Genomic DNA, 20,636 nt, shown 5'->3' with positions numbered 1-20,636 from the left:
GGATGCAACCATGGCAGAACAGATTCATTACCGTCCCGGCGAGGCCAAGCGCTTTCGCCCGGAAACTCTTGAAGAAATGGAGCGATTCGAAGGCCGGATCGCCGAGATCAACGGCCTGCTTGATCAACTCTATGAATCCGGTCTGATGCGCTGGATCAAGGAGTTCGTCGGCGCCATGCCGGAGATCTCTACTATCGCCCTCGATAGCCTGAATACGCCCCAGGGCCAGGCCGGCATGCGTAATCTGCTGGTGCTCGCCCAACAGCTCGGCAAGCTCGATCCCGATCAGCTGGAACGCCTATTCAAGGCCATGCACGTCGGCGTTGATCGGGCCGAAGAAACAGCGACCGGCGCACACGACTCGGCTTACAACCCGCCGGGAGTGACCGGCGTATTCAAGCTGCTGCGCGATGAAGAACTCTGGCGCACGCTGGCCCCGGTGATCGAAGGTGCCAAGGCATTCTCGGCCGAAAGCCGACGATCCTCGACGGATGCCGGCCCCAATAGTGCGGCCGATACCTCGTCCGATTGAGCATCCGGTCGACGCCAGGTGTAGCGCGCAATGGGCTGCTGAGACCGCCCCCTGTACGCCACCGCGAGTCGTCACATTGGTTCGCATCGTGAACGGAAAGGGGGGGGCGCCCCGCGCTGGAGTGCGGCTAACGGCGCGTGCATCGCGCCGTGGCCGAATCCGATCATCGGCAAAAGCGGATCGCGAGTATGCGTCGGTCAACGCCTGCCTGTATTTGGCGCTCGGCCGAGCACCAGTTCTGGGCCTCTAAAAAAGGCCTTGCAGATAAAAAGATATAACACCGTTTGATCGCGAATTTTCTGTTTAAATCTTAGTAATTTAAATATTTCTAAATTGCACTGATTTGGCGCACCGGAGTTAATTTTTTTTTCCAGGCGGGAATATTTGATTTTCTGAATTGGCGGATATAGAACGAAACCGAGCAGCAACTCTGGTGGGGAGAGGTAATATAAAGCTGCTCCGATAACTGGGCCCATGACGACAAGTCAAGGTTCCGCGGTAAATTCTATATTCTGGGAGAATTCGTCTTGAAAGGGAGATTTTATAGTCTTTTGTTGGCTGTATTTTTATTTCAGTCGACAGCCTGGGGGCAGGTTTCATCGCCCGATAATCCGTCAGCTCAGCGAACGGATTCGACTCGTATCGTTCTGCATAGGAAGGGCAAAGCCGAGTTAAAAAAAGCGTCGAGTATTATGGGCTTGCCGATGCGATCCGATGAGGGAACAGGGCAGCTTAACGCTTCTCCGCTGGACGACGATGCAACCGATGTCCAATTCACCGTCAGCTACAGTACTACTGGCCAGAGTGCTTCGACCAGGCGCCAGGCATTGTCAAATGCCGATACAACTGAAGTAGAGGCCGATTATCCTTCTAATCCGAAAGTTGGCGATTCCGTAAACAACACGTGGACGCGTGGCGAATGGCAATATTCCGCGACTTGGAAAGACGTGCAGTACACGAATGGTAGTACTGGGTGGGCAGTTACAGCGACGAGCCAACGCCATATCTGCCCGAGTACGCATTGCTCGTTCCATTCGCAATAGTATGAAATTGGCTTGGCCCCTGTCCTGCTCGGTTTGGGCTGTGGCTCGGGCGCCCAGAGCAATCGGGACAGATTATCGCCTGCCCATGGTATTTGAGTTTTTAGGCAGTGGTAGGCAATAGCGGCGATATGGCGGATTCAGGCCGGGGCGGTTTAAATCACCCCGGTCGCCTTGAGCACGAACACCCCGGCGGTCATGGTCAGGCTCGCCATCAGGGTGGTCAGCGCCACGATATTGGCCGCCAGTTTGGCATCGCCGCCCATGGCTTCGACCATGATGAAGCTGGCAGCCGCGGTCGGGCAGGCAAAGTAGAGAAACATCAGACCGAGTTCGCGCGGGGCGAAGCCCAGCAGCCAGCCGCCGACTACGGCAACGCCCGGAACAATGGTCATCTTGATTACGCTGGCCGATAGAGCCACGCCGCGGGCTTCGTAGAGCGCGCGTACCGACAGGGCCCCGCCGATACAGATCAAGGCCAGGGGCAGGGTGAGCTGGGCGAAGTAATCGCCGCTGGTCATCAGCCAGGCGGGCATCGGCAGGCCGCTGGCGGCCACCGCGATCGAGGCCAGGGTGGCCACGATCAGCGGATTGGTGATCACGCCGCGGCTAATCGAACGCCAGTCTGCGCTCTCGCCGGGCTGGTACCAGGTCAAAACGATCACGGCGAGCACGTTGTAGATGAGGATGACTTCGCCGACCAGTACGCTGCCGGCGGATAGGCCAAAATCGCCATACATATTCTGGGCCAGAGCCAGCCCCATGATGCCGCAGTTGCCGCGAAATGCGCCCTGGGTATAGACGCCGCGCTGGTGGTGGGGCACCCGCCAGATCGCCCAGGCCCAGATCACGATGAAGCTGACCAGCGTGCCGAGGCCGAAATAGGCGAGCATGCCGGGGCGGATCGCCTCGCTGAGATCGGCGCCGACGATGGATACGAAGATCAGCGCTGGCATGCTGCCCTTGAACACGATCTTCGAAGCTGCCGAGACGAAGCGATCGTCGACCCAGCCCGCACGGCGCATGGCGATGCCGACGAACACGAGTGCAAAAACCGGCAGGGTCGTATTCAGCGTTTGGATGAAGATCGCACTGAGATTCATGGACTGGCCGCAGTCGAAAAAATGGTCGGCCCGAAGCCGAATGGGCCGCCAGTATAGACCCGTGCCGGCGTGCACAGGCCGGCGGCTGCGCTGCACACGCTGCGGGCTGCGCCGTATCATGGCAGTCGTACGCTTTTCGAGCCGCGCTGTCTGATGACCGAATCCACCGACCATAGCCTGTCGCCGGCCGGCGTCGCCGGGAACGACAGCCCAGCCCGGCGCCGTATCCCGATCGCCAGCTATCGCGATGGTGTCTGGCAGCAGGCGGATGACACGCTGGCCGTGGAGCAGGCGCTGGAAGTCCATGTGGCCGGCGCCGAACCGCTAATCACCATGCGCACGCCAGGCCATGACCGGGAGCTGGCGGCCGGTCTGCTGCACGGTGAAGGCGTAGTCCAACAGGCAGCGGATATCGTTTACCTTAAGCACAGCCCCGACGAACCGGATGTCGTGCGGGTGATGCTCAAGCCCGAGGCCCGCCAGCGCCTGGATCGTATCGAACGCAACACCCTGGCGACCAGCGCCTGCGGGGTCTGCGGTAAGCCCAGCTTCCGAACCCCACAGGCCGAGCGGCGGGCGCCGGCCGACGATTGGCTGATCACGCCGGATTGGCTGTTGTCGTTGCCGGAGCGGCTGCGGGCGGGTCAGGCTGTATTCGAGGCAACCGGCGGTCTACACGCAGCCGGGCTGTTCGACATCGGCGGCGAGCTGATCGATCTGCGCGAAGACGTCGGCCGGCACAACGCGGTCGACAAGCTGATCGGCCGTGCCCTGCTCGACGAGCGCCTGCCACTGTCGGCTACGGCAGTCATGCTGTCCGGGCGGGCCAGTTTCGAACTGCTGCAGAAAAGTGCGGCCGCCGGCGTGCCCGTGGTCTGCGCGATTTCGGCCCCCAGCAGTTTTGCTGTGGAACTGGCAGCGCGTTTTTCTATCACCCTGGTCGGGTTTTTGCGCGGGACCCGTTTCAATGTGTATACCGGTGTGCACCGTATTGCCGGTGCAACCTGAGCGTTCAGCCGGGTTCGCGGCAGGACTCGACCTATGCCGAATTGACGCTAGTCGAACCAGGCCTGATTCTCGGCGTCATTCACGGGCCGCCTGCAGGGCGCGTCGTTCGACCATTGCTATGGGGGAAACATGAAATATTCGACAATCTGGGCTGCCGGTGCGCTGGCACTGGCGATGACCCTGGCCGGCTGCGGCCAATCGGGCAGCGACGATCAGAGCCAGGCCTCGAGCGGCTCCGGCGGCGACCAGTCGGCGCAGCCCACCAACCTGATCTTTGGCACCGGTGGCACCTCCGGCAGCTATTACCCGATCGGCGGCGCGCTCAAGGGCGTATTCGAAAAAAGTGACCAGATCGGCAACGTCCAGGTGGTCTCGACCGGCGCCTCGGTTCAGAACATCAACAACATCATGGACGGCACCAACCAGATCGCGATCGTGATGTCGGATGTTGCCTACGACGCCGTGCACGGCAACAAGCAGTTCGAAGGCCGCAAGGCCAAGATCGATGCGCTGGCCGGCCTGTATCCCAATGTGGTCCAGATCGTGGCGCTCAACGGCTCCAAGATCGACAGCGTGGCCGATTTGAAGGGCAAGCGCGTCGGCGTCGGCAAGGTCGGCTCCGGGGTCGAAGCCAGTGCCAAGAAGGTACTGGAAGCCGCCGGACTGAAATACGGCGATCTGTCCAAGGTCTCGCATACCGGCTATGCCGATTCGGTTACCGACATGAGCAACGGCAATCTGGACGCGGCATTTTTCACCTCCGGCGTGCCCAATTCCTCGATTACCGGCCTGCGCCAGAATACCCAGGTGCATTTCGTCAACGTCACCGGCGAGACCGCCAATACGTTGCTCGACAAATATCCCTACTACGAGCGCTACGATATCCCGGCGCATAAGGACAATGCCTACGATCTGGATTCGGGCGTGCATACGGTCTCGATTCGTAACCTGCTGATCGTGCCGGCCTCGATGGACAAGGCCGTGGCCCAGGATCTAGCCCAGCGGTTCTACGACTATCTCGGCTCGGACAGTGTGTCGGTGGCCGCGCTCAAGCAGTTCGATCGCAACAAGATGAACCAGAATCTGGTGCTGCCGGTGCATCCGGGCGCCAAGGCCTTCTACCAGACGCTGGATCAGGGCGCCTCTCAGGGGCAGTCGAGCGATGACAAGGCGGACGCTGAGGCTGGCGATAGCGACGCCTCATAGCCGGTGCGGCCTATGGCCGGCTGGTGCGGCATCGCCACGCTCGTGGCGGTGCTGGTCGTAGCCGGCTGGCTGAGCTGGCCGCGGCCGTGGCTGGAGATCCGGCATGGCCAGACCCTGCGGGCGGTCTATCCAGGTGGGCCGGGCACGACGTTTGCGCTGCGTTGGCGGCACTCGGTCGAGCGTGAAGACTGGATTGAGTGCTTTCGCGTAGTCGACGGTCGAATCGAGATCGCCGCGACCCGTTTCAAGACCTTTGGCGCCGGCGTACCTGCCCATGCCGGCCAGCACACCCGGCTCGAACACGGCTGGGTGGCAATGTCGGGCATCGATCGCGATGTCGATCCGCTGGCGGTACAGGCGGCAGCCGCTGAACGCTATCGTTTCCGCTACCGCGACGGAGCCTGGCAGCGTCTGTCCTATGATGGGGCCAAGCCGATTCTGACATTCAGAATCGTGCAGGCCTCGTTGATCGGCATGATCTGGCCACGCGCCGCTACGCTCTGGCGCGGTGTGGCCGACGGAGTGAAGCACGGATGAGTCAATTGCAGTCGGGCGAGACCGAGGAACAGCCACAGGGCATGCAGGACACGCTCGAGAAATACGACCGCGAATCGACCCTGCGCGACGGTCTGTCCCGGCCCTGGATGGTCGGGATCGCGACGCTGTCGGTCGCGCTGTCGCTGTTCCATTTATATACCTCCTTCGCCGGGCCGCTGGTGGATGTGGTCCAGCGCTCGATCCATCTCTATACCCTGCTCGGGCTGACTTTCGTGCTGTTCCCGCTGATGCGGACCTCGGCCCGCGAGCGGGTGCCGTGGATCGACGTGGCCTTCGCGCTTGCCTCGTTCGCGGTCGGTGCCTATATGATCGCGGTCTCGCATCGGGTGATCGAATCGGCCGGGCGTATCACCGACATCGATATGGTGGTCGGCTTGGTCGCCCTCGGTCTGGTGATCGAGGCCGCCCGGCGGGTGACCGGCTGGGGATTGCCGATCCTGGCCTCGATCTTTCTGGCCTATGGCTTTTACGCCAAGTTGAGTCTGTATTCGGTGCTGTCCGAGCCGATCGTGATGGCGACCTGTCGGCAGGTGGTCTCGCATCTGGTGTATATCACCGAAGGGCTGCTGGGTACGGCGATCGCGGTCTCGGCCAGCTATATCATTCTGTTCATTCTGTTTGGCGCTTTTTTGGTCAAATCCGGGCTGGGCCAACTGTTCAACGATCTGGCCCTGGCGATCGCCGGGCCGAGCCGTGGCGGGCCGGCCAAAGTCGCGGTGATCGCCAGCGGTTTTCTGGGCTCGATTAATGGCTCGGCGATCGCCAACGTGGTCACCACCGGCGCGTTCACGATTCCGCTCATGAAACGCACCGGCTATCGTGCCAATTTCGCCGGCGCGGTTGAGGCTGCAGCCAGCGTCGGTGGCCAGATTCTGCCGCCGATCATGGGCGCGGCCGCCTTCATCATGGCCGAAGTGCTGTCGGTGCCTTATACCCAGGTGATGCTGGCCGGCATCATCCCGGCGCTGCTGTTCTATCTCGGCATTCTGTTCCAGGTGCATCTGCGGGCACTGCGCAACGGCCTATCGGGCATACCGCGTTCGGAGCTCACACCGCTCCGCGAAGTGCTGCTCAAGCGTGGCCATCTGTTGTTGCCGATGGTGATCCTGCTGTGGATGATCTTCGACGGCCGAGCGCCGTTTTTTGCGGCCTTCTGGTCGATCGCTGCAACCGTGCTGATCTGCGGCACGACCCGCCTGGTCATCGGCGTGGCCGTTGTACTCGCTGCGTTGATCGTCGAGCCGCAGTGGCTGGCCTTGTTGCATGGCACGACCATGCCCGAGCTGCGGAGCAGTCGGCTATGGCTATTCGGGGTCATCGCGCTCCCGATCGCTATCAATGTGCTGCGTTCGCGGCTGCCGGTCGAACAATCCGAAGTCATGGATATCGGTGACTGCCGCGATGCCATGGTCGAGGGTGTACGCAATGCGATTCCAGTGGCGATCGCCTGTGGCGCGGTCGGCATTATCGTCGGCGTGGCCACGCTGACCGGCATCGCCCTGGATGCGGCCGACTGGGTGGTCTCGATGGGCCAGGCGATCCCCTACGATCTGGTGCGGCTGCTGGTCACACTGGTGCTAACCATGGGGGCGTCGATCGTGCTCGGCATGGGCCTGCCGAGTATTCCCTGCTACATCATCACCTCGACCATGGCCGCACCGATTCTGTTGAATCTACCGCTGTTCCGAGAGCTGGCGGGGTCCAACGACACGGCCGTCTTCGTCGCCCATATGTTCGTGTTCTACTTCGGCATCTTCGCCAATCTCACGCCGCCGGTGGCACTCGCGGCCTATGCCGGGGCCGGTATTTCCGGCGGTTCGCCGAACGCGACCGGTGTACAGGCGATGAAGCTGGCGATTGCCGGCTTCGTGGTGCCGTATATGTTCGTGTTCGCCCATAGCATGCTGATGGTCGATGCGAGCTGGTGGGATGTGCTGGTCGTGGCTGCAACTGGCGCGCTGGGCGTGCTGTTGCTGGCCGTGGCCGTGGAGGGCTATCTACGGACGCCGCTCAACGGCCTGTTCCGGCTGGCGGCCCTGGTCGGCGCCCTGGCCTTGATCTTTCCCGGCTGGATCAGCGACGCGGTCGGTGCGGCGGTGGCTGTGCTGTTATTCATGGCGCGGCCAAAGACTGCCGAGCCGGCCGCCGGGGCGGATGCGTCGTGATCGGCAGGGGCTGCTGTGGTCGTGGTGTTCTGAAATAAGCGGGGCAGCGCTGGACCATTATCGGGCACGGTTTTAGCGCAGGGCAGGCCGAAACCCTTGTCAATACCAGCTAAGCCCCATAACTTCGGCGGGTCATCATTATTAACGAGAACATCATGAGCACCGATATCGAGAACCGCCAGTTTCGTCTGGCCCGGCGGCCGTCGGGCCTGCCCGAGCGCGAGGACTTCGACCTGACCACGGAAGCCGTGGGCCCGGTCGGCGAGGGCGAGGTGCATGTGCGCATCGACTATATCTCCCTCGATCCGGCCATGCGCGGCTGGATGAGTTCCGGCAAATCCTATATCGAGCCGGTCGGCATCGGCGAGGTGATGCGGGCGTTTACTGCCGGCACGGTGGTCGAATCGCGGCACGACGACTTCGCCGAGGGCGATCACGTTACCGGCCTGCTGGGGGCCCAGACCCATGCCGTGGTTTCCGGCGACCAGCTCAACAAGGTCGATACCTCGATCGTCGATCTGCCGGTCTATATCGGCGCGCTCGGTATGCCCGGCATGACCGCCTATTTCGGCACGCTAGACGTCGGTGAGGTTAGTGAAGGCGATGTGGTGCTGGTCTCGGCGGCCTCCGGTGCAGTCGGTTCGTTGGTCGGCCAGATCGCCAAGCAGCAAGGGGCTTCGCGGGTGATCGGCATCGCCGGCGGACCGGAAAAATGCCGCTATGTGGTCGACGAGCTTGGTTTCGATGCCGCCATCGACTACAAGGCCGAGGAAATCAACGACGCGGTCAGGCGTGAATGCCCGGACGGTATCGATATGTTCTTCGATAACGTCGGCGGCGAAATTCTGGATGCGGCGCTGGCCAATCTGCGCGTGCATGCCCGGGTCGTGATCTGCGGCGCGATCTCGCAGTACAACGTCACCGGCCACGTCGGCGATACCGGCTATGCGCCGAAGAACTATCTGTCGCTGCTGGTCAATCGGGCGCGCATGGAAGGCTTCATCATCCTCGACTATATCGATCGCTACCACGAAGCCTATCCGAGCATGGCCGAGTGGATCGCCTCGGGCAAACTCAGCCATAAGGAAGACATCGAAACCGGTTTCGATCGCTTCGTCGAAGTGCTGCGCATGCTCTATACCGGCGAGAACTTCGGCAAGCTGGTGCTTAAGGTCTGATTCGTGAAAGCCGGTGCCCGCTGGTCATGGCGCGGCGCCGGCGACATTCGTCTGCGGCGCCTCGATGAAGGTGATCGCATAATCCGGCGATCGGTGGTGGGCGAGATACGCTCTCAGATGCCGACGCAGGATATCGGCATGCGTTTCGTCCCGTGCAAAGATCGAAACCTGGCTGCCGGCTGCAGAGACCCGAAGTTCGTCTAGGGTCAGATCGGCGATCTTGATGAAGTTGTCCGGCAGCCGGCGGAACCAGCCGGGATAGATGAACGCATATTCCACGCCGTGCCGGCGCATCAGGCGATCCATCCAGCCGGCGTCGGCCTGTTCGGCTTGGCGTTCGCGCAGGGCTGTCAATGAGCCGAGCCCCCAGAGATCCAGCACATAAGCATCGGTGCGAAACGATATGAGCCCGAGGTCGTTGACGGCCACCGGAGCCTGGAGTTTGGCAGCGATCGTGGCCAGCCGCGCCTGTTGATTATAGATATTGGAGGCGGCCAAGGGCGTGAACAGGGTCACCCAGAGCAGGGAAAAGAATGCCAGCGGCGCAAGGACGCACACATAGATCAGCTGTGGCCGCGTTCGGATGACCCGATCGATCAAAAACGGGGTAAGAAAAGCCAGCAGGTAGATCTCGTAGCGGCCGAGCCAGCCGACCTGGCCGAACACGCCCTGCAGTAGCACGGCAGCGCCGATGGCCAGGGCCAACGGCCGGTCGTCGCGATAGACGCTCAAGCCCAGAAACGGCAGCAGAAAGGCGATCAGCCAGCCGTAGTGCTCGAGATTGGTCTTGATGTTGTTGTAGATCGTCCAGGCGCCGGGCGGACTTTTGGCCAGAATCGAGGAGGGCAGATAGCCCAGCCCGAGCTGATGCAAAAACAACGAAAAACCGGCCAGGCCGATCACCAGCCCGGCCAGCGTCAGGGCCGCCCGGCGTATCTGGCCATGGCAGGCCAGATACGCAAGCATCGGAACGCTGATCGCCAGCCCCTCGTAGCGCACGAAAGGCAATAGCAACAGGCAGACATAGAGCAGCAGCGTGGCGCCCCGGGCCAGGCGATCACGGCTGTGGGCATTGATCAGCACGCCAGCGGCGACCGCCAGCAGGACCTGCAGGCTGTGTTCCATGCCGGTGAACACTACGCCGTACAGATTCAGCGACAGCGCCGTGACCGTGGCCATTAAAGTCGCCTGAAACACGCTCAAGTCGTGCATCAGGCGAACCAGCAGGAGCAGGGTCGCGAACAGGCAGGCGAGATTGATGATCAGGGGCAGCGTTACGAAATACGACCAGCCGGCGAACGGGGTCAGCAGGAACGGCCAGAGAATACTGCTGGAGGGCGCGGCATAATCGGCGTCGTTGATGCCGTAATGCAGATGCTGCAGATGCCGGGCCAGCTCCAGATGGATATAGGGATCGTCCAGCGTGTACATCAGCTGCCCGTTGCAGACCCACAGGATAGCGATCAGCAGCACGAAGGCCGGCAGCATCAGGCCGGAGGCGATCAGTAACGATCGGTAGCCGCTCGAGGTCGCGTTCACGGTGTTGCCCTCGACTAGAAGAATCGGTTGCCAGACAACGTAGGCCAAGGCCGGCGAAGACCGCGCGGTTCGCCCGCGGTCCAGGCTGGACTTGGCCTGTCATTCCCGTTATCGAGTTTTTTACCGCAGCGCGCGATCGGTCGCCAGCCGAGTGTCGAATATCAGAGGGTTGGCTTGGGCGTACGTTCGATCAGTGGGAAGCGGGCGCAAAACCGACGTGGGCCGGCAGGCGCGAGGCGAAAGACGCCCAGTCGGGGCGTTCGGCGGCGAAGACCCGCCGTTCCACGGCCATCGGCGGCAGCGTATCCAGCGAGCCGGCGGGTACCACCAGCGCATCGCCGGGCCGATTGAGATAGGGCAAGCCGCTGCCGCAGATCGTACAGAAACAGCGCGTGAAGTCGCGCCCATCGGCGGCCCGGAACACACGGATATGTTTGGCGCCGGATTGCCATTCGATAGGCGCCGGGGCCAGCCGTAGATTGGTGGCCGCGATCGAGCCGGTCATTTTCCGGCACTGGGCGCATTCGCAGTAATAGAAGCGCTCGGCGGTGCTCTGAATACGATAATGCACTACGCCGCAGAAACAGCTGCCCGCAAGAGTCGTGCTCATCCGCTGCCTCGGTGGTTGGCGATCAGCGGCGCGCTGCCGGCGCCCGACTACGGGTGTTGACCAGCAGCAAGCCGGCCAGGATCGCCAGGCCGCCGATCGCGAAGTTGATCGAAATCGGGTCGCCCATCAATAGCACGCCGAAGCCGACGCCGAAAATCGGCGATAGGAAGGCGAATACGCCGAGCCGAGAGGCCAGATAACGGCGCAACAGCCAGAACCACAGCAGCAGGGCGCCGCAGGACACGATCAGCGACTGAAAAGTCAGACTCGCCCAGGCCAGGGCGGTCATATCGATTGCCGCGAGATCGCCCAACGCGGCTGCGGTCGGCAACAACAAGGCGCTGGCCACGACCAGTTGATAGGCCACTACCCGCAGCGGCGGCGCTTCCGACAGCGCACTGCTACGCAGGGCCAGCGTCGTAGCTGCCCAGGCGGCACCGGCTGCCACGCCTAGCGCATCGCCGATCAGCACGTCACTGGATACCTCGGTATTCGGTGCGAGCGCGATGATGAGCCCAAGGAAGGCCAGGCCGACCCCAGCCCAGTGCCGGCCGGCGAGCTGTTCGCCGGCCACGAACAGATGCAGCCCGATCGCGGCGAACACCGGGGCGGTGTAGAGAAACACCGACATATGCGAGGCAAAGGTGTAGTTCAGCCCGAGCGCCACGAAGGCGAATTCCAGGGTGAAGCCGATTCCGACCACCAGCCCCGGTAGAAACTGCCCCGGCGACCAGAGTTCGATGCCCCGTAGTCGGGCAATGCCGATCACCAGCAGCGCCGCGATCGACGAACGAATACCGATCTGGGCGAGCGGGCTGATCGAATCGGCCACCGACTTGATCGCCACCTGCTGCAGACCGATCGCCAGGCAGAACAGAATCATGAGTACCGCGGCGCGCGTATCGAGGGGCTGGCGAAGCGCCTGTGAAGGCGGTACGGCAGGGGCAGAACGCAAAGTCGATCGGCGCATGGCAGGCTCCGTTGAAGGCGTGTCAGTGAAGCACTGGGCCTAGGGCGTGTTGATGTTTTGTTCGAGCGCCGCGTTGAAGACCGCCCATCGTGTCTGACGCGGCGCGAGTCGCCGCTCGTAGCGTGCCACGATCAAGGCTTGTAACGCCGCAAAGCGCGATGGGCGGCCCAACTCGAAGGGCCAAGTGCCCATCAATTAAAGATACGACGGCAATCCAGCGTCGTAGCACGCTTGCGCAGAATCACTGCGCGGCGCGCGCTATGCCTCGTCTTGCCTTAAAACAGCGTTTGGCACGGACTCGTACGAGACTGCAGCAGGCCCTAGGGCGGGTCGTCACAAGATTCGTCGCCGCATCCGCGGTGCTGTGGGGACGCCCGCCCATCGCGCCATGCGGCGTTGCAGGCCTTGAGCGTGGGCTGCTGCGCTCAAAGACTGCGCCTTGCCGGACACGATGGGCGGGCGTCATGCGACGGCGTATCTCGTGACGACGTGCCCTCGAAAAACTCACGTTATGCTCGTGCGCCTGCCGCGCAACGCTCTGCGGGCCGTTGTCATCGCAGCCCGGCGTGGAGGTTGCAAGACGGCCGCCGCCCAGCTCAGTGTCTATGGGGCGGGCAGCCGCCAGGTCAAGCGACTGGAGGCCGCGCTCGGTTTTGTCTTGTTCGATCGCGATGCCTGCCGTGTGCCTCTCAATGCCGGCGGACGGACCCTGGCGAACCGCGTCGATCGGCATCTGGAGAGGCTGGCGGAGGCGGCCGCCGAGGCCCAATGTGTCGACAGCGAGGCGTTATCGATCAGCGTGCCGCCGTCATTCGTCCAGCACTGGCTCATGCCGCGGCTGGCCGACTTCGATGCCGGGGCCGCCGAGATCGCGATCGAGGCAAGCCAGTCGTTGATCGAGCCGGTATGGCAGAACCGGCGCAGCCGACTGGCGATCCGCTTCGGGCCGGCGCCCGCGCCGAGCGTGAATGCTCAGCGATTGATGGGCGACCGGCTGTTTCCGGTCTGTGCGCCGTCGCTGCTCACGAACGGCCCGAGGCTGGAACAGCCGGGCGATCTGGCCGCGCATACGCTGCTGCATGTGTCATGGCCGCCGGGGGATTCGAATGTGTCCTTCCCGGGGTGGCGTGAATGGCTGGATGCAGCCGGTGCCGCTGACGTTGCGACTCCGGTACAGCAGCGCTATTTGTTGTTCAGCCTGGCCCTGGACCAGGCCATTGCCGGCCGCGGCGTGGCCCTGGTCAGCCAAGCCGTGGTCGCGGATCGCTTAGCCAGCGGGGTATTGGTCGCGCCCTTCGGCGCGCGTTGCAAGTTGGTATCGCCGTTCGATTACTGGCTGATTCGGCCGCGGCGCGGCGCACTGCCGGCACTGGCGCACCGTTTCTGTGATTGGTTGATCGCGCAGGCAGCGGCCTTCGATCCCGGCAGCGACGACTACGGTGGCACCCGGCGCTCGTAGTAGCATAGGCAGCGCGAGCGACCCCGCCACTCTTCACACCGGTTTTTCAGGGAGAACCATGGACGAGCACGTCACCGTCGTCGATCACCCACTGATCAAGCACAAGCTTACGCTGATGCGGCGGGCCACCGCCTCGACCCAGAAATTCCGGTCGCTGCTGCGCGAGATCGCCCATCTGCTGACCTACGAGATCACCCGCGATCTGGAATTGACCAGCGAACGCATCGAGACCCCGCTCGAGGCAATGGACGCGCCGGTACTGGCCGGCAAGAAGCTGTGCTTCGTATCGATCCTGCGCGCGGGCAACGGCCTGCTAGAAGGCATGGTCGAGCTGCTGCCCTCGGCGCGGGTCGGTCATATCGGCATGTTTCGCGATCCCGAGACCCTGGAAGCGGTCGAGTACTACTGCAAGATGCCGGATGATCTGGCCGGTCGACGCGTGATCGTGGTCGATCCGATGCTGGCGACCGGCAATTCGGCGGCGGCTGCGATCGGCCACCTGAAAAAACTCGGTGCCAGCAATATCAAGTTCCTCTGCCTGCTGGCCGCCCCCGAAGGCGTGGCAGCACTGCGCGCCGAGCACCCGGACGTGCCGATCTATACCGCGGCCATCGACGAACGGTTGGATGATCACGGCTATATCCGGCCGGGGCTGGGTGACGCCGGCGATCGGATGTACGGCACCAAGTAAGCAGTACCGGCCACTCAGACCCCGACATACAGGAATAAGCATGAGCCAAACCGGACGCGCGGCGACTGCCGAGGATTACGCGTTTCGCCTGCGCGATGGCTTATTGGGTGCCCAGATGCTGTGCGTGGCGTTTGGCTCGCTGGTATTGGTGCCGCTGCTGACCGGGCTCGACCCGAGTGTGGCGTTGTTCACTGCGGGCCTCGGTACGCTGGTATTCCAGGTCGTGACCGGCGGCCGGGTGCCGGTGTTCCTGGCCTCGTCGTTCGCTTTCATCGCGCCCATTATCTATGCGGTCGATACCTGGGGCGTGCCGGCGGCACTCGGCGGGCTGATGGCCGCCGGCATGGTCTATCTGTTGTTATCGGCATTGATTGCCTGGCGCGGCGTGGGGCTGATTTCACGTATTCTGCCGCCGGTGGTCACCGGGCCGGTGATCATGGTCATCGGTCTGGTACTGGCGCCGGTAGCCGTGAATCTGGCCACCGGCCATAACAGCGACGGCGAGCAGACGCTGGTGGCGTTCGGGCCGGCATTGACGGTGGCCGGCGCCTCGCTAGCGGCTACGCTCGCGGCTTCGTTGCTCGGGCGCGGGTTCGTTTCGTTGCTGCCGATCATCATCGGCGTCACGACCGGTTATCTGGTCAGCCTGCCATTCGGCCTGGTCGATTTCGGCCCGATCGCGGCTGCGCCGTGGCTGGCCGTGCCAGACTTCACCGCACCAGCGTTCAATTGGCAGGCGGTCTTATTCATGCTGCCGGTGGCGATTGCGCCGGCGATCGAGCATTTCGGCGATATCATCGCGATCCGCTCGGTCACCGGCCGCGATTATCTGGTCGATCCGGGGATCCATCGCACCATGCTCGGCGATGGCCTGGCGACCTCTCTGGCCGCCTGTTTTGGTGGCCCGCCCAACACCACCTATTCGGAAGTCACCGGAGCGGTCACCCTGACTGGGGCGACCAATCCGGCGCTGATGACCTGGGCCGCGGGTTTCGCGATTGTCTTTTCCTTCGTCGGCAAGCTCGGGGCATTTTTGGCCAGTATCCCGACCCCGGTCATGGGCGGCATCATCGTGCTGTTGTTCGGCGCCATCGTAGTGGTCGGCATGAACAGCCTGATGCAGTCCGGCGAGGATCTGACCGAGTCCCGCAATATGTCGATCGTGGGGCTGATCCTGATCTGCGGTATCGGTGGGCTGACGTTCTCCTTCGGCCGATTCTCGCTACAGGGCATCGCCCTGGCCGGCGTGCTCGGTGTGGTACTGAATCTGGTGCTGCCGCAGTCTTCCTCGCGCAGAGAGTAGCGCATCAGACAGCCAGCTTACGATCCGGCTGGGCTTGTTGAGTTCGGGGCCTGGATCGGCGCGCATGGGCCCATCGACCGGTCCAATACCGGTAGACTTTTGGGGCGTCTGCGATCAAGCGATCGCAGCCGGCCCCGGGCAAGCGCCGGCTGCGATTAGACATGTCGAGGATCTTACGATGGCTTGGCTTTGCCATGGCCCGCGATAAATGGCTTTGACCAAGATCAATAGCCCTGGGATTTAATGGCATAAATTGCCCGGTGTTCGTAGACCGACCCGACCGGGCTGATGAGACTGAAAAAACCTGCGGCGCGTTATCACGGCCACCCGCATACCCCGAAAACCGTCGTCGGCGGGACCATCGGCAATGTCATGGAGTGGTACGACTTCGGGCTCTATGGTTTTTTCGCGCCGGTCATCGCCCGGCTGTTTTTCCCCGAAAGCAGCCCGATCGTCAGCCTGATTGCGACGTTTGGGGTGTTCGCGGTTGGTTTTCTCATGCGCCCGCTCGGCGGGGTAGTGTTCGGGGTGATCGGGGATCGTCTGGGGCGCGAGGTCGTGCTGCGGACGTCGATCATCACTATGGGGCTGGCGACATTTCTGCTCGGCATCTTGCCGACCACCGAGCAGATCGGCATCAGCGCTGCGATCGCGCTGGTGGGGGTGCGGCTTCTGCAAGGCCTGTCCGTGGGGGGCGAGTTCAGCGGCTCGGTGACCTATATGGTCGAAACCGCCCGCCCGGGGCGACGCGGGCTGACCGGGAGCTGGGCGAATTTCGGCAGCCTCGCCGGTACGCTGCTCGGCTCTGGGTTTGCGGCCGCCATGAACGGCTGGCTGTCGCCGGCCGCGCTCCAAGCTTGGGGCTGGCGGGTGCCGTTTCTATGTGGCGGCGTGCTCTGTCTGGGCGCTTATATCTATGTGCGCCGGCTGGCCCCCGTGCCACAGATGGCGCACCACGAAACCCAGCACGGTCCGGATCGCGACTCGCCACTGCGCGAAGCGCTGACCCGCGATCTGCGAACCACGCTGTTGGCCGTGGCCTTCACCTGCGGCTACGGCGTGTTTTTCTATATGCCGCTGGTTTATCTGCCGACTTATGCCAGCAGCATCGGCGGGATCGATAATAGCCTGACACTGGCCATCAACTTTGCCGGTATCGCCCTGGCCATGCCGTTGATTCCATTGGCCGGCTGGCTATCGGATCGACTCGTCCGCCGGCGTCAACTGCTGCTGGTGATCTTTGCTGCGACCGTGGTGCTGGGCTGGCCGCTGATGGCGCTGGCTGGGCAGGGGATCGCCGGGCTGGTGATCGCCCAGGCCGGTCTGTCGATTCTGATCGCGTTCCCGCTCGGGGCTGCGCCGGCGCTGTTCGTAGAAATGTTTCCGGCCGAGGATCGGCTGAGCGGCTATTCGCTGGCTTATAACCTCGGCTACGGCATCGTCGGCGGTACCGCGCCGATGCTGGCGACCTGGCTGATCTCCGAAACCGGTCTGAAGAGCGCGCCCGGCTTATATCTGGCCGCGCTCGCCCTGGTATCCGTGATCGCCCTGTGGTTGATGGTCGATCGCAGCCGCGAGCCGCTGCGCTGATCCCGCGCTGTCGTGGGCCGATACGGGCCGCGAGTTGCCAGGCGAGGGGCACTCATGCGCGGCTTTCGCGATGGTGCGCTCGGCCTAAAAAAAGACCGGCCCGAATTTGGGCCGGTCTCTGATCGGGCAGCTGCTGCCCGGCAGGCGCGGTCGGGCTTGCTAGCCGACCACGTCGGCGATCGCTTTGCAGACGTAGTCAATGTTGTCGTCGTTCAGGCCCGCCACGTTGGCTCGGCCCGAGGCGACCATATAAATGCTGTAGTCTTCGCGCAGCTTTTCGACCTGGGCCTTGGTCAGGCCGGTGTAGGAGAACATGCCGCGCTGCTCGGCCACATAGGCGAACTGCTGGTCCAGGCCGTGCGGCTTGAGGCCGTCGACGAACTTGCGCCGCAAGCCGTTGATCCGGTTGCGCATTTCGTCGAGTTCTTGGTGCCAGAGCGCGGTCAGTTCGGCCGAACTCATGATCGTGGACACGATCGCGCTACCGTGGGCCGGCGGGTTGGAATAGTTTTCGCGGGCAGTGATCGCCAGCTGCGACCGGACATTGTCTTTCTGCTCGGTGTCGGCCGCGACCGCGATGAAGCAGCCGATCCGTTCGCGATACAGGCCGAAGTTCTTGGAGCAGGACTGGGTGACCAGCATCTCGTCGAGGTTGTCGGCCAGCAGGCGTACGCCATAGGCGTCTTCGTCCAGGCCGTCGCCAAAGCCTTGATAGGCGAAATCGACCAGCGGCAGCAGGCCGCGTTCCTGGACCACCGCCAGCACCTGTTGCCACTGGTCGTGGTTCAGATCGAAACCGGTCGGGTTGTGGCAGCAGGCATGCAGCAGCACGACATCGCCTTCCGGGATCTTTTTCAGGGCGGCCAGCATGCCGTCGAAGTCGAGCTGGTTGTGCGCGTCGACATAGGGATAGCGCTGGATATCCAGCCCGGCAGCGCCGAACACGCCGAGATGGTTCGGCCAGGTCGGATCGCTCAGCCAGATCGAATGGCCCGGCAGCTGGCTGGCGATAAAGTCCGCAGCCAGGCGCAGCGCGCCGGTGCCGCCTGGCGACTGGGTCGCGCTGGCGCGATCGGCGGCCAGCACCTTGTGGTCGGCGCCGAACACGGTCTTCAGAATATAGTCGCCATACTGCGGATCGCCATGCGAGCCGATATAGGCCTTGGTCTGCTCGGTATCGATAAGCTGTTTCTCGGCCTGTTTGACCGCGCGCAGAATCGGCGTATTGCCGTGCTCGTCGCGATACACGCCGACACCCAGATCCACCTTGTTGGGGTTGGGGTCGTCCTTGAACTGCTGGATCAGGCCGAGAATAGCGTCGCCCGGGACGCGCTCGATCGATTGGAACATGGCTTATCCTTTGCGTTGCATCGAGCCGCATCGGTGCGCGATGCGGGCGCGCTTAGTCTAACCGCTCACTGCGGCGCTGCCGAGACGTGCCGACTACGGATTGGCCGGGCCGCGGGTAGGTCGTGATCTGACCCACCAGCTATGGCAGCTTATGGCCATGACTGCGACCGTTGTCGATAGCACTGCGCCGGCCGAGGCCGAGGCGCATCTGGCCGAACTCAACCCGGCCCAGCGCCAGGCGGCGGCCTTCGGCCTGGCCGCGCCCTGCGGCTGGGATGCCGATCCACTCTTGATTCTGGCCGGGGCCGGTAGTGGCAAGACTCAGACATTGTCCCATCGCGCGGCGCATCTGGTGCTGTCTGGGGTGGATCCGCGTCGCATCCTGCTGCTGACGTTTTCGCGGCGTGCGGCCGAAGAGATGACGCGCCGGGCGCATGCGATCTGTGAATCGGCGCTCGCTGCGCGCGGCCGTAAAGGGCAGGGCGTACGGCTGCCTTGGGCGGGTACTTTCCATGCGATCGGCGCACGGCTGTTGCGTGAATATGCGCCGCGGCTCGGTCTCGATGAAGCCTTCTCGATTCTGGATCGTGGCGATGCCGCCGATTTGCTGGACTTGGCCCGCCACGATGCCGGGCTCGCTGCACGCACGAACCACGGCGGCAAGCGCTTTCCACGTAAGGACACCTGTCTGGCGATCTATTCGGCCACGGTCAATCGCCAGGCACCGCTGGCCGAAGTGCTGGATGGCTGGTTTCCCTGGTGCGCCGAGCATCACGACGATCTCAAGCGGTTGTTTGCCGACTACACCGCGCGCAAGCAGGACCGGGCGACGCTGGATTACGACGATCTGCTGCTGTACTGGCATCTGGTGATGCAAAACGGGGCGCTCGCCGACGAAATCGGCGCTCGTTTCGATCATGTGCTGGTGGACGAGTATCAGGACACCAACGGCTTGCAGGCCGCTATCCTGCAAGCCATGAAGCCGACCGGCCGCGGGCTGACCGTGGTCGGCGACGATGCCCAGGCGATCTACGGCTTCCGGGCCGCCGAGGTCGACAATATCTTGAATTTCCCGAAAACCTACTGCGGCACCCAGGTGGTGACGCTCGAGGCCAATTATCGCTCGGCCCAGTCGATTCTGGATGCTGCGAACGCATTGATGGGCGAGGCCAGCCGGGCCTATGCCAAACAGCTCACGGCCATGCGCGGTGTCGGCGTCAAGCCACGGCACGTGACCGTCATGGATACGGCCGCCGAAGCGCGCTGGGTGGTCGATGCTGTGCTCGCGGCGCGCGAGACCGGCGTCGATCTCAAGCGCCAGGCAGTGCTGTTTCGTAACGGCCATCATGCCAACGATCTAGAAATCGAGCTGATTCGGCGCAATGTGCCGTTCAAGAAATATGGCGGGCTGAAGTTTTTAGAAGCAGCGCATGTGAAAGATTTTCTTGGGCTGCTGCGCTGGGCCGACAATCCACGCCACGAGATCGCGGCCTGGCGCACGATGCAGATCGTGCCTGGCGTCGGCCCCGGTACGGCGCGCCAGGCATTCGAAGCCCTGGAAGCCGCCGGCGACCGGATCGAAGCACTGGCCGATTTTAGGCCGGTACGGGCTGATCGCGCGGCCTGGCAGACGATGATCGAAACGGTGGCGGCACTGGCCGGCGAGAATGCCTGGCCGGCCGCGCTGGTCCCGGCTGCGACATGGTACAAGGCCCAGCTCGATAGCCGCTTCGAAGCCCCGAATACCGCACGCGCCGGCGATATCGACGATCTGGCCCGTATCGGCACGGGCTATGGCGATGCGCCAGCGTTTCTGACCGAGCTCACCCTCGATCCGCCGCAGGCCACCGGCGACCATAACGACGATGCGCTGCTCGATGAGGATTATCTGATTCTGTCGACCGTGCACAGCGCCAAGGGCCAGGAATGGGATGCCGTGTACGTGTTGCACGTCGCCGACGGCACCTTTCCCAACGAGTTCGCCACCAAGACCGAGGCCGGCCTGGAAGAAGAACGCCGCCTGCTCTATGTTGCGATGACGCGGGCCAAAAACGAGCTGTCGCTGATCTCGCCGCTGCGCTATTACGTGACCCAGCAGGCCGCCCTGGGCGATGCGCATGTCTATGGCGCGAACAGCCGGTTCCTCACGCCAGCGGTTATGGCCTGTTTTGAATCGGTGGTCGATGCGCCGGCCGAACGTTCGCTTTGGGCCGACCACGCGGCGGCTAGGGCTGCGACCCTCGACCTGGGGGCAGCCGCTGCCGCGCTCTGGCAATAGCGACGTCGCCTGGCCATGGCAGTTCAGTGATACGCGCGCTACATTGCGCGCACTCA

At 63.1% G+C, this 20,636-nt stretch carries 17 protein-coding genes; 11 read left to right on the top strand and 6 right to left on the bottom strand.

Going from position 1 to position 20,636, the window contains the following annotated elements; all coding sequences use genetic code 11:
* Nucleotides 1-10: 10 nt before the first annotated feature.
* On the top strand, nucleotides 11-532 hold the full coding sequence (locus V5738_RS16505) for a DUF1641 domain-containing protein (RefSeq protein ID WP_423821907.1): 522 nt from the start codon (nucleotides 11-13) through the stop codon (nucleotides 530-532).
* 197 nt (nucleotides 533-729) lie between these two features.
* On the opposite strand, the gene V5738_RS16500 is transcribed toward V5738_RS16505, so the two are convergent.
* Nucleotides 730-1,008 (bottom strand): hypothetical protein, encoded by a 279-nt coding sequence (locus V5738_RS16500; RefSeq protein ID WP_423821906.1) that lies wholly within the window; start codon nucleotides 1,006-1,008, stop codon nucleotides 730-732.
* Nucleotides 1,009-1,727: 719 nt separating this feature from the next.
* Nucleotides 1,728-2,675, bottom strand: coding sequence for an AEC family transporter (locus V5738_RS16495; RefSeq protein WP_423821905.1), 948 nt, complete (start codon nucleotides 2,673-2,675; stop codon nucleotides 1,728-1,730).
* A gap of 153 nt (nucleotides 2,676-2,828) precedes the next feature.
* Here V5738_RS16495 and fdhD point away from each other — a divergent pair, with 153 nt between their 5' ends.
* The 5 genes from fdhD to V5738_RS16470 all read left to right on the top strand — a co-directional run bounded on the left by fdhD (nucleotide 2,829) and on the right by V5738_RS16470 (nucleotide 8,790).
* A complete protein-coding gene (gene fdhD, locus V5738_RS16490; RefSeq protein ID WP_423821904.1) occupies nucleotides 2,829-3,683 on the top strand; it encodes a formate dehydrogenase accessory sulfurtransferase FdhD in 855 nt (284 codons plus the stop codon).
* Between the two features lie 129 nt (nucleotides 3,684-3,812).
* Complete coding sequence (locus V5738_RS16485; RefSeq protein ID WP_423821903.1) at nucleotides 3,813-4,889, top strand: TAXI family TRAP transporter solute-binding subunit; 1,077 nt, start codon at nucleotides 3,813-3,815, stop codon at nucleotides 4,887-4,889.
* Nucleotides 4,890-4,901: 12 nt separating this feature from the next.
* Nucleotides 4,902-5,426: a DUF1850 domain-containing protein gene (locus tag V5738_RS16480; protein ID WP_423821902.1), complete on the top strand. Its 525-nt coding sequence runs from the start codon at nucleotides 4,902-4,904 to the stop codon at nucleotides 5,424-5,426.
* The gene (locus tag V5738_RS16475; RefSeq protein WP_423821901.1) at nucleotides 5,423-7,612 is read left to right on the top strand and encodes a TRAP transporter permease; all 2,190 of its coding nucleotides are present in this window, start codon (nucleotides 5,423-5,425) and stop codon (nucleotides 7,610-7,612) included. The genes V5738_RS16480 and V5738_RS16475 overlap by 4 nt, the downstream gene beginning before the upstream one ends.
* A 155-nt stretch (nucleotides 7,613-7,767) precedes the next feature.
* Complete coding sequence (locus V5738_RS16470) at nucleotides 7,768-8,790, top strand: NADP-dependent oxidoreductase (protein ID WP_423821900.1); 1,023 nt, start codon at nucleotides 7,768-7,770, stop codon at nucleotides 8,788-8,790.
* A gap of 24 nt (nucleotides 8,791-8,814) precedes the next feature.
* Here V5738_RS16470 and V5738_RS16465 read toward each other — a convergent pair whose 3' ends face one another.
* From V5738_RS16465 to V5738_RS16455, 3 genes are all read right to left on the bottom strand, one after another.
* Nucleotides 8,815-10,329 carry a hypothetical protein gene (locus V5738_RS16465; protein ID WP_423821899.1) on the bottom strand — a complete coding sequence of 505 codons (1,515 nt, stop codon included), beginning with the start codon at nucleotides 10,327-10,329 and terminating at the stop codon, nucleotides 8,815-8,817.
* A 190-nt stretch (nucleotides 10,330-10,519) separates the two neighbouring features.
* Nucleotides 10,520-10,939 carry a GFA family protein gene (locus tag V5738_RS16460; RefSeq protein ID WP_423821898.1) on the bottom strand — a complete coding sequence of 140 codons (420 nt, stop codon included), beginning with the start codon at nucleotides 10,937-10,939 and terminating at the stop codon, nucleotides 10,520-10,522.
* A 22-nt stretch (nucleotides 10,940-10,961) separates the two neighbouring features.
* Nucleotides 10,962-11,909: a DMT family transporter gene (locus tag V5738_RS16455; RefSeq protein WP_423821897.1), complete on the bottom strand. Its 948-nt coding sequence runs from the start codon at nucleotides 11,907-11,909 to the stop codon at nucleotides 10,962-10,964.
* Nucleotides 11,910-12,420: 511 nt separating this feature from the next.
* Here V5738_RS16455 and V5738_RS16450 point away from each other — a divergent pair.
* From V5738_RS16450 to V5738_RS16435, 4 genes are all read left to right on the top strand, one after another.
* Complete coding sequence (locus V5738_RS16450; protein ID WP_423821896.1) at nucleotides 12,421-13,368, top strand: LysR substrate-binding domain-containing protein; 948 nt, start codon at nucleotides 12,421-12,423, stop codon at nucleotides 13,366-13,368.
* Nucleotides 13,369-13,426: 58 nt separating this feature from the next.
* Complete coding sequence (upp, locus tag V5738_RS16445) at nucleotides 13,427-14,059, top strand: uracil phosphoribosyltransferase (RefSeq protein WP_423821895.1); 633 nt, start codon at nucleotides 13,427-13,429, stop codon at nucleotides 14,057-14,059.
* Between the two features lie 40 nt (nucleotides 14,060-14,099).
* Nucleotides 14,100-15,362, top strand: a complete 1,263-nt coding sequence (locus tag V5738_RS16440; protein ID WP_423821894.1) for a uracil-xanthine permease family protein — start codon at nucleotides 14,100-14,102, stop codon at nucleotides 15,360-15,362.
* 288 nt (nucleotides 15,363-15,650) lie between these two features.
* A complete protein-coding gene (locus tag V5738_RS16435; protein ID WP_423821893.1) occupies nucleotides 15,651-16,952 on the top strand; it encodes an MFS transporter in 1,302 nt (433 codons plus the stop codon).
* A 159-nt stretch (nucleotides 16,953-17,111) separates the two neighbouring features.
* Here the strand turns inward: V5738_RS16435 and V5738_RS16430 are convergent, their stop codons facing one another.
* On the bottom strand, nucleotides 17,112-18,302 hold the full coding sequence (locus V5738_RS16430; RefSeq protein WP_423821892.1) for an aromatic amino acid transaminase: 1,191 nt from the start codon (nucleotides 18,300-18,302) through the stop codon (nucleotides 17,112-17,114).
* A 151-nt stretch (nucleotides 18,303-18,453) separates the two neighbouring features.
* Between V5738_RS16430 and V5738_RS16425 the strand changes: the two genes are divergently transcribed.
* Nucleotides 18,454-20,580 (top strand): ATP-dependent helicase, encoded by a 2,127-nt coding sequence (locus V5738_RS16425; RefSeq protein ID WP_423821891.1) that lies wholly within the window; start codon nucleotides 18,454-18,456, stop codon nucleotides 20,578-20,580.
* Nucleotides 20,581-20,636 lie beyond the last annotated feature (56 nt).

The sequence above is a fragment of the Salinisphaera sp. SPP-AMP-43 genome, from assembly GCF_049568105.1.
Lineage (GTDB): Bacteria > Pseudomonadota > Gammaproteobacteria > Nevskiales > Salinisphaeraceae > Salinisphaera.
Note: the sequence above shows the minus strand (reverse complement) of the source record. Positions and strands in the feature narration are given on the sequence as shown.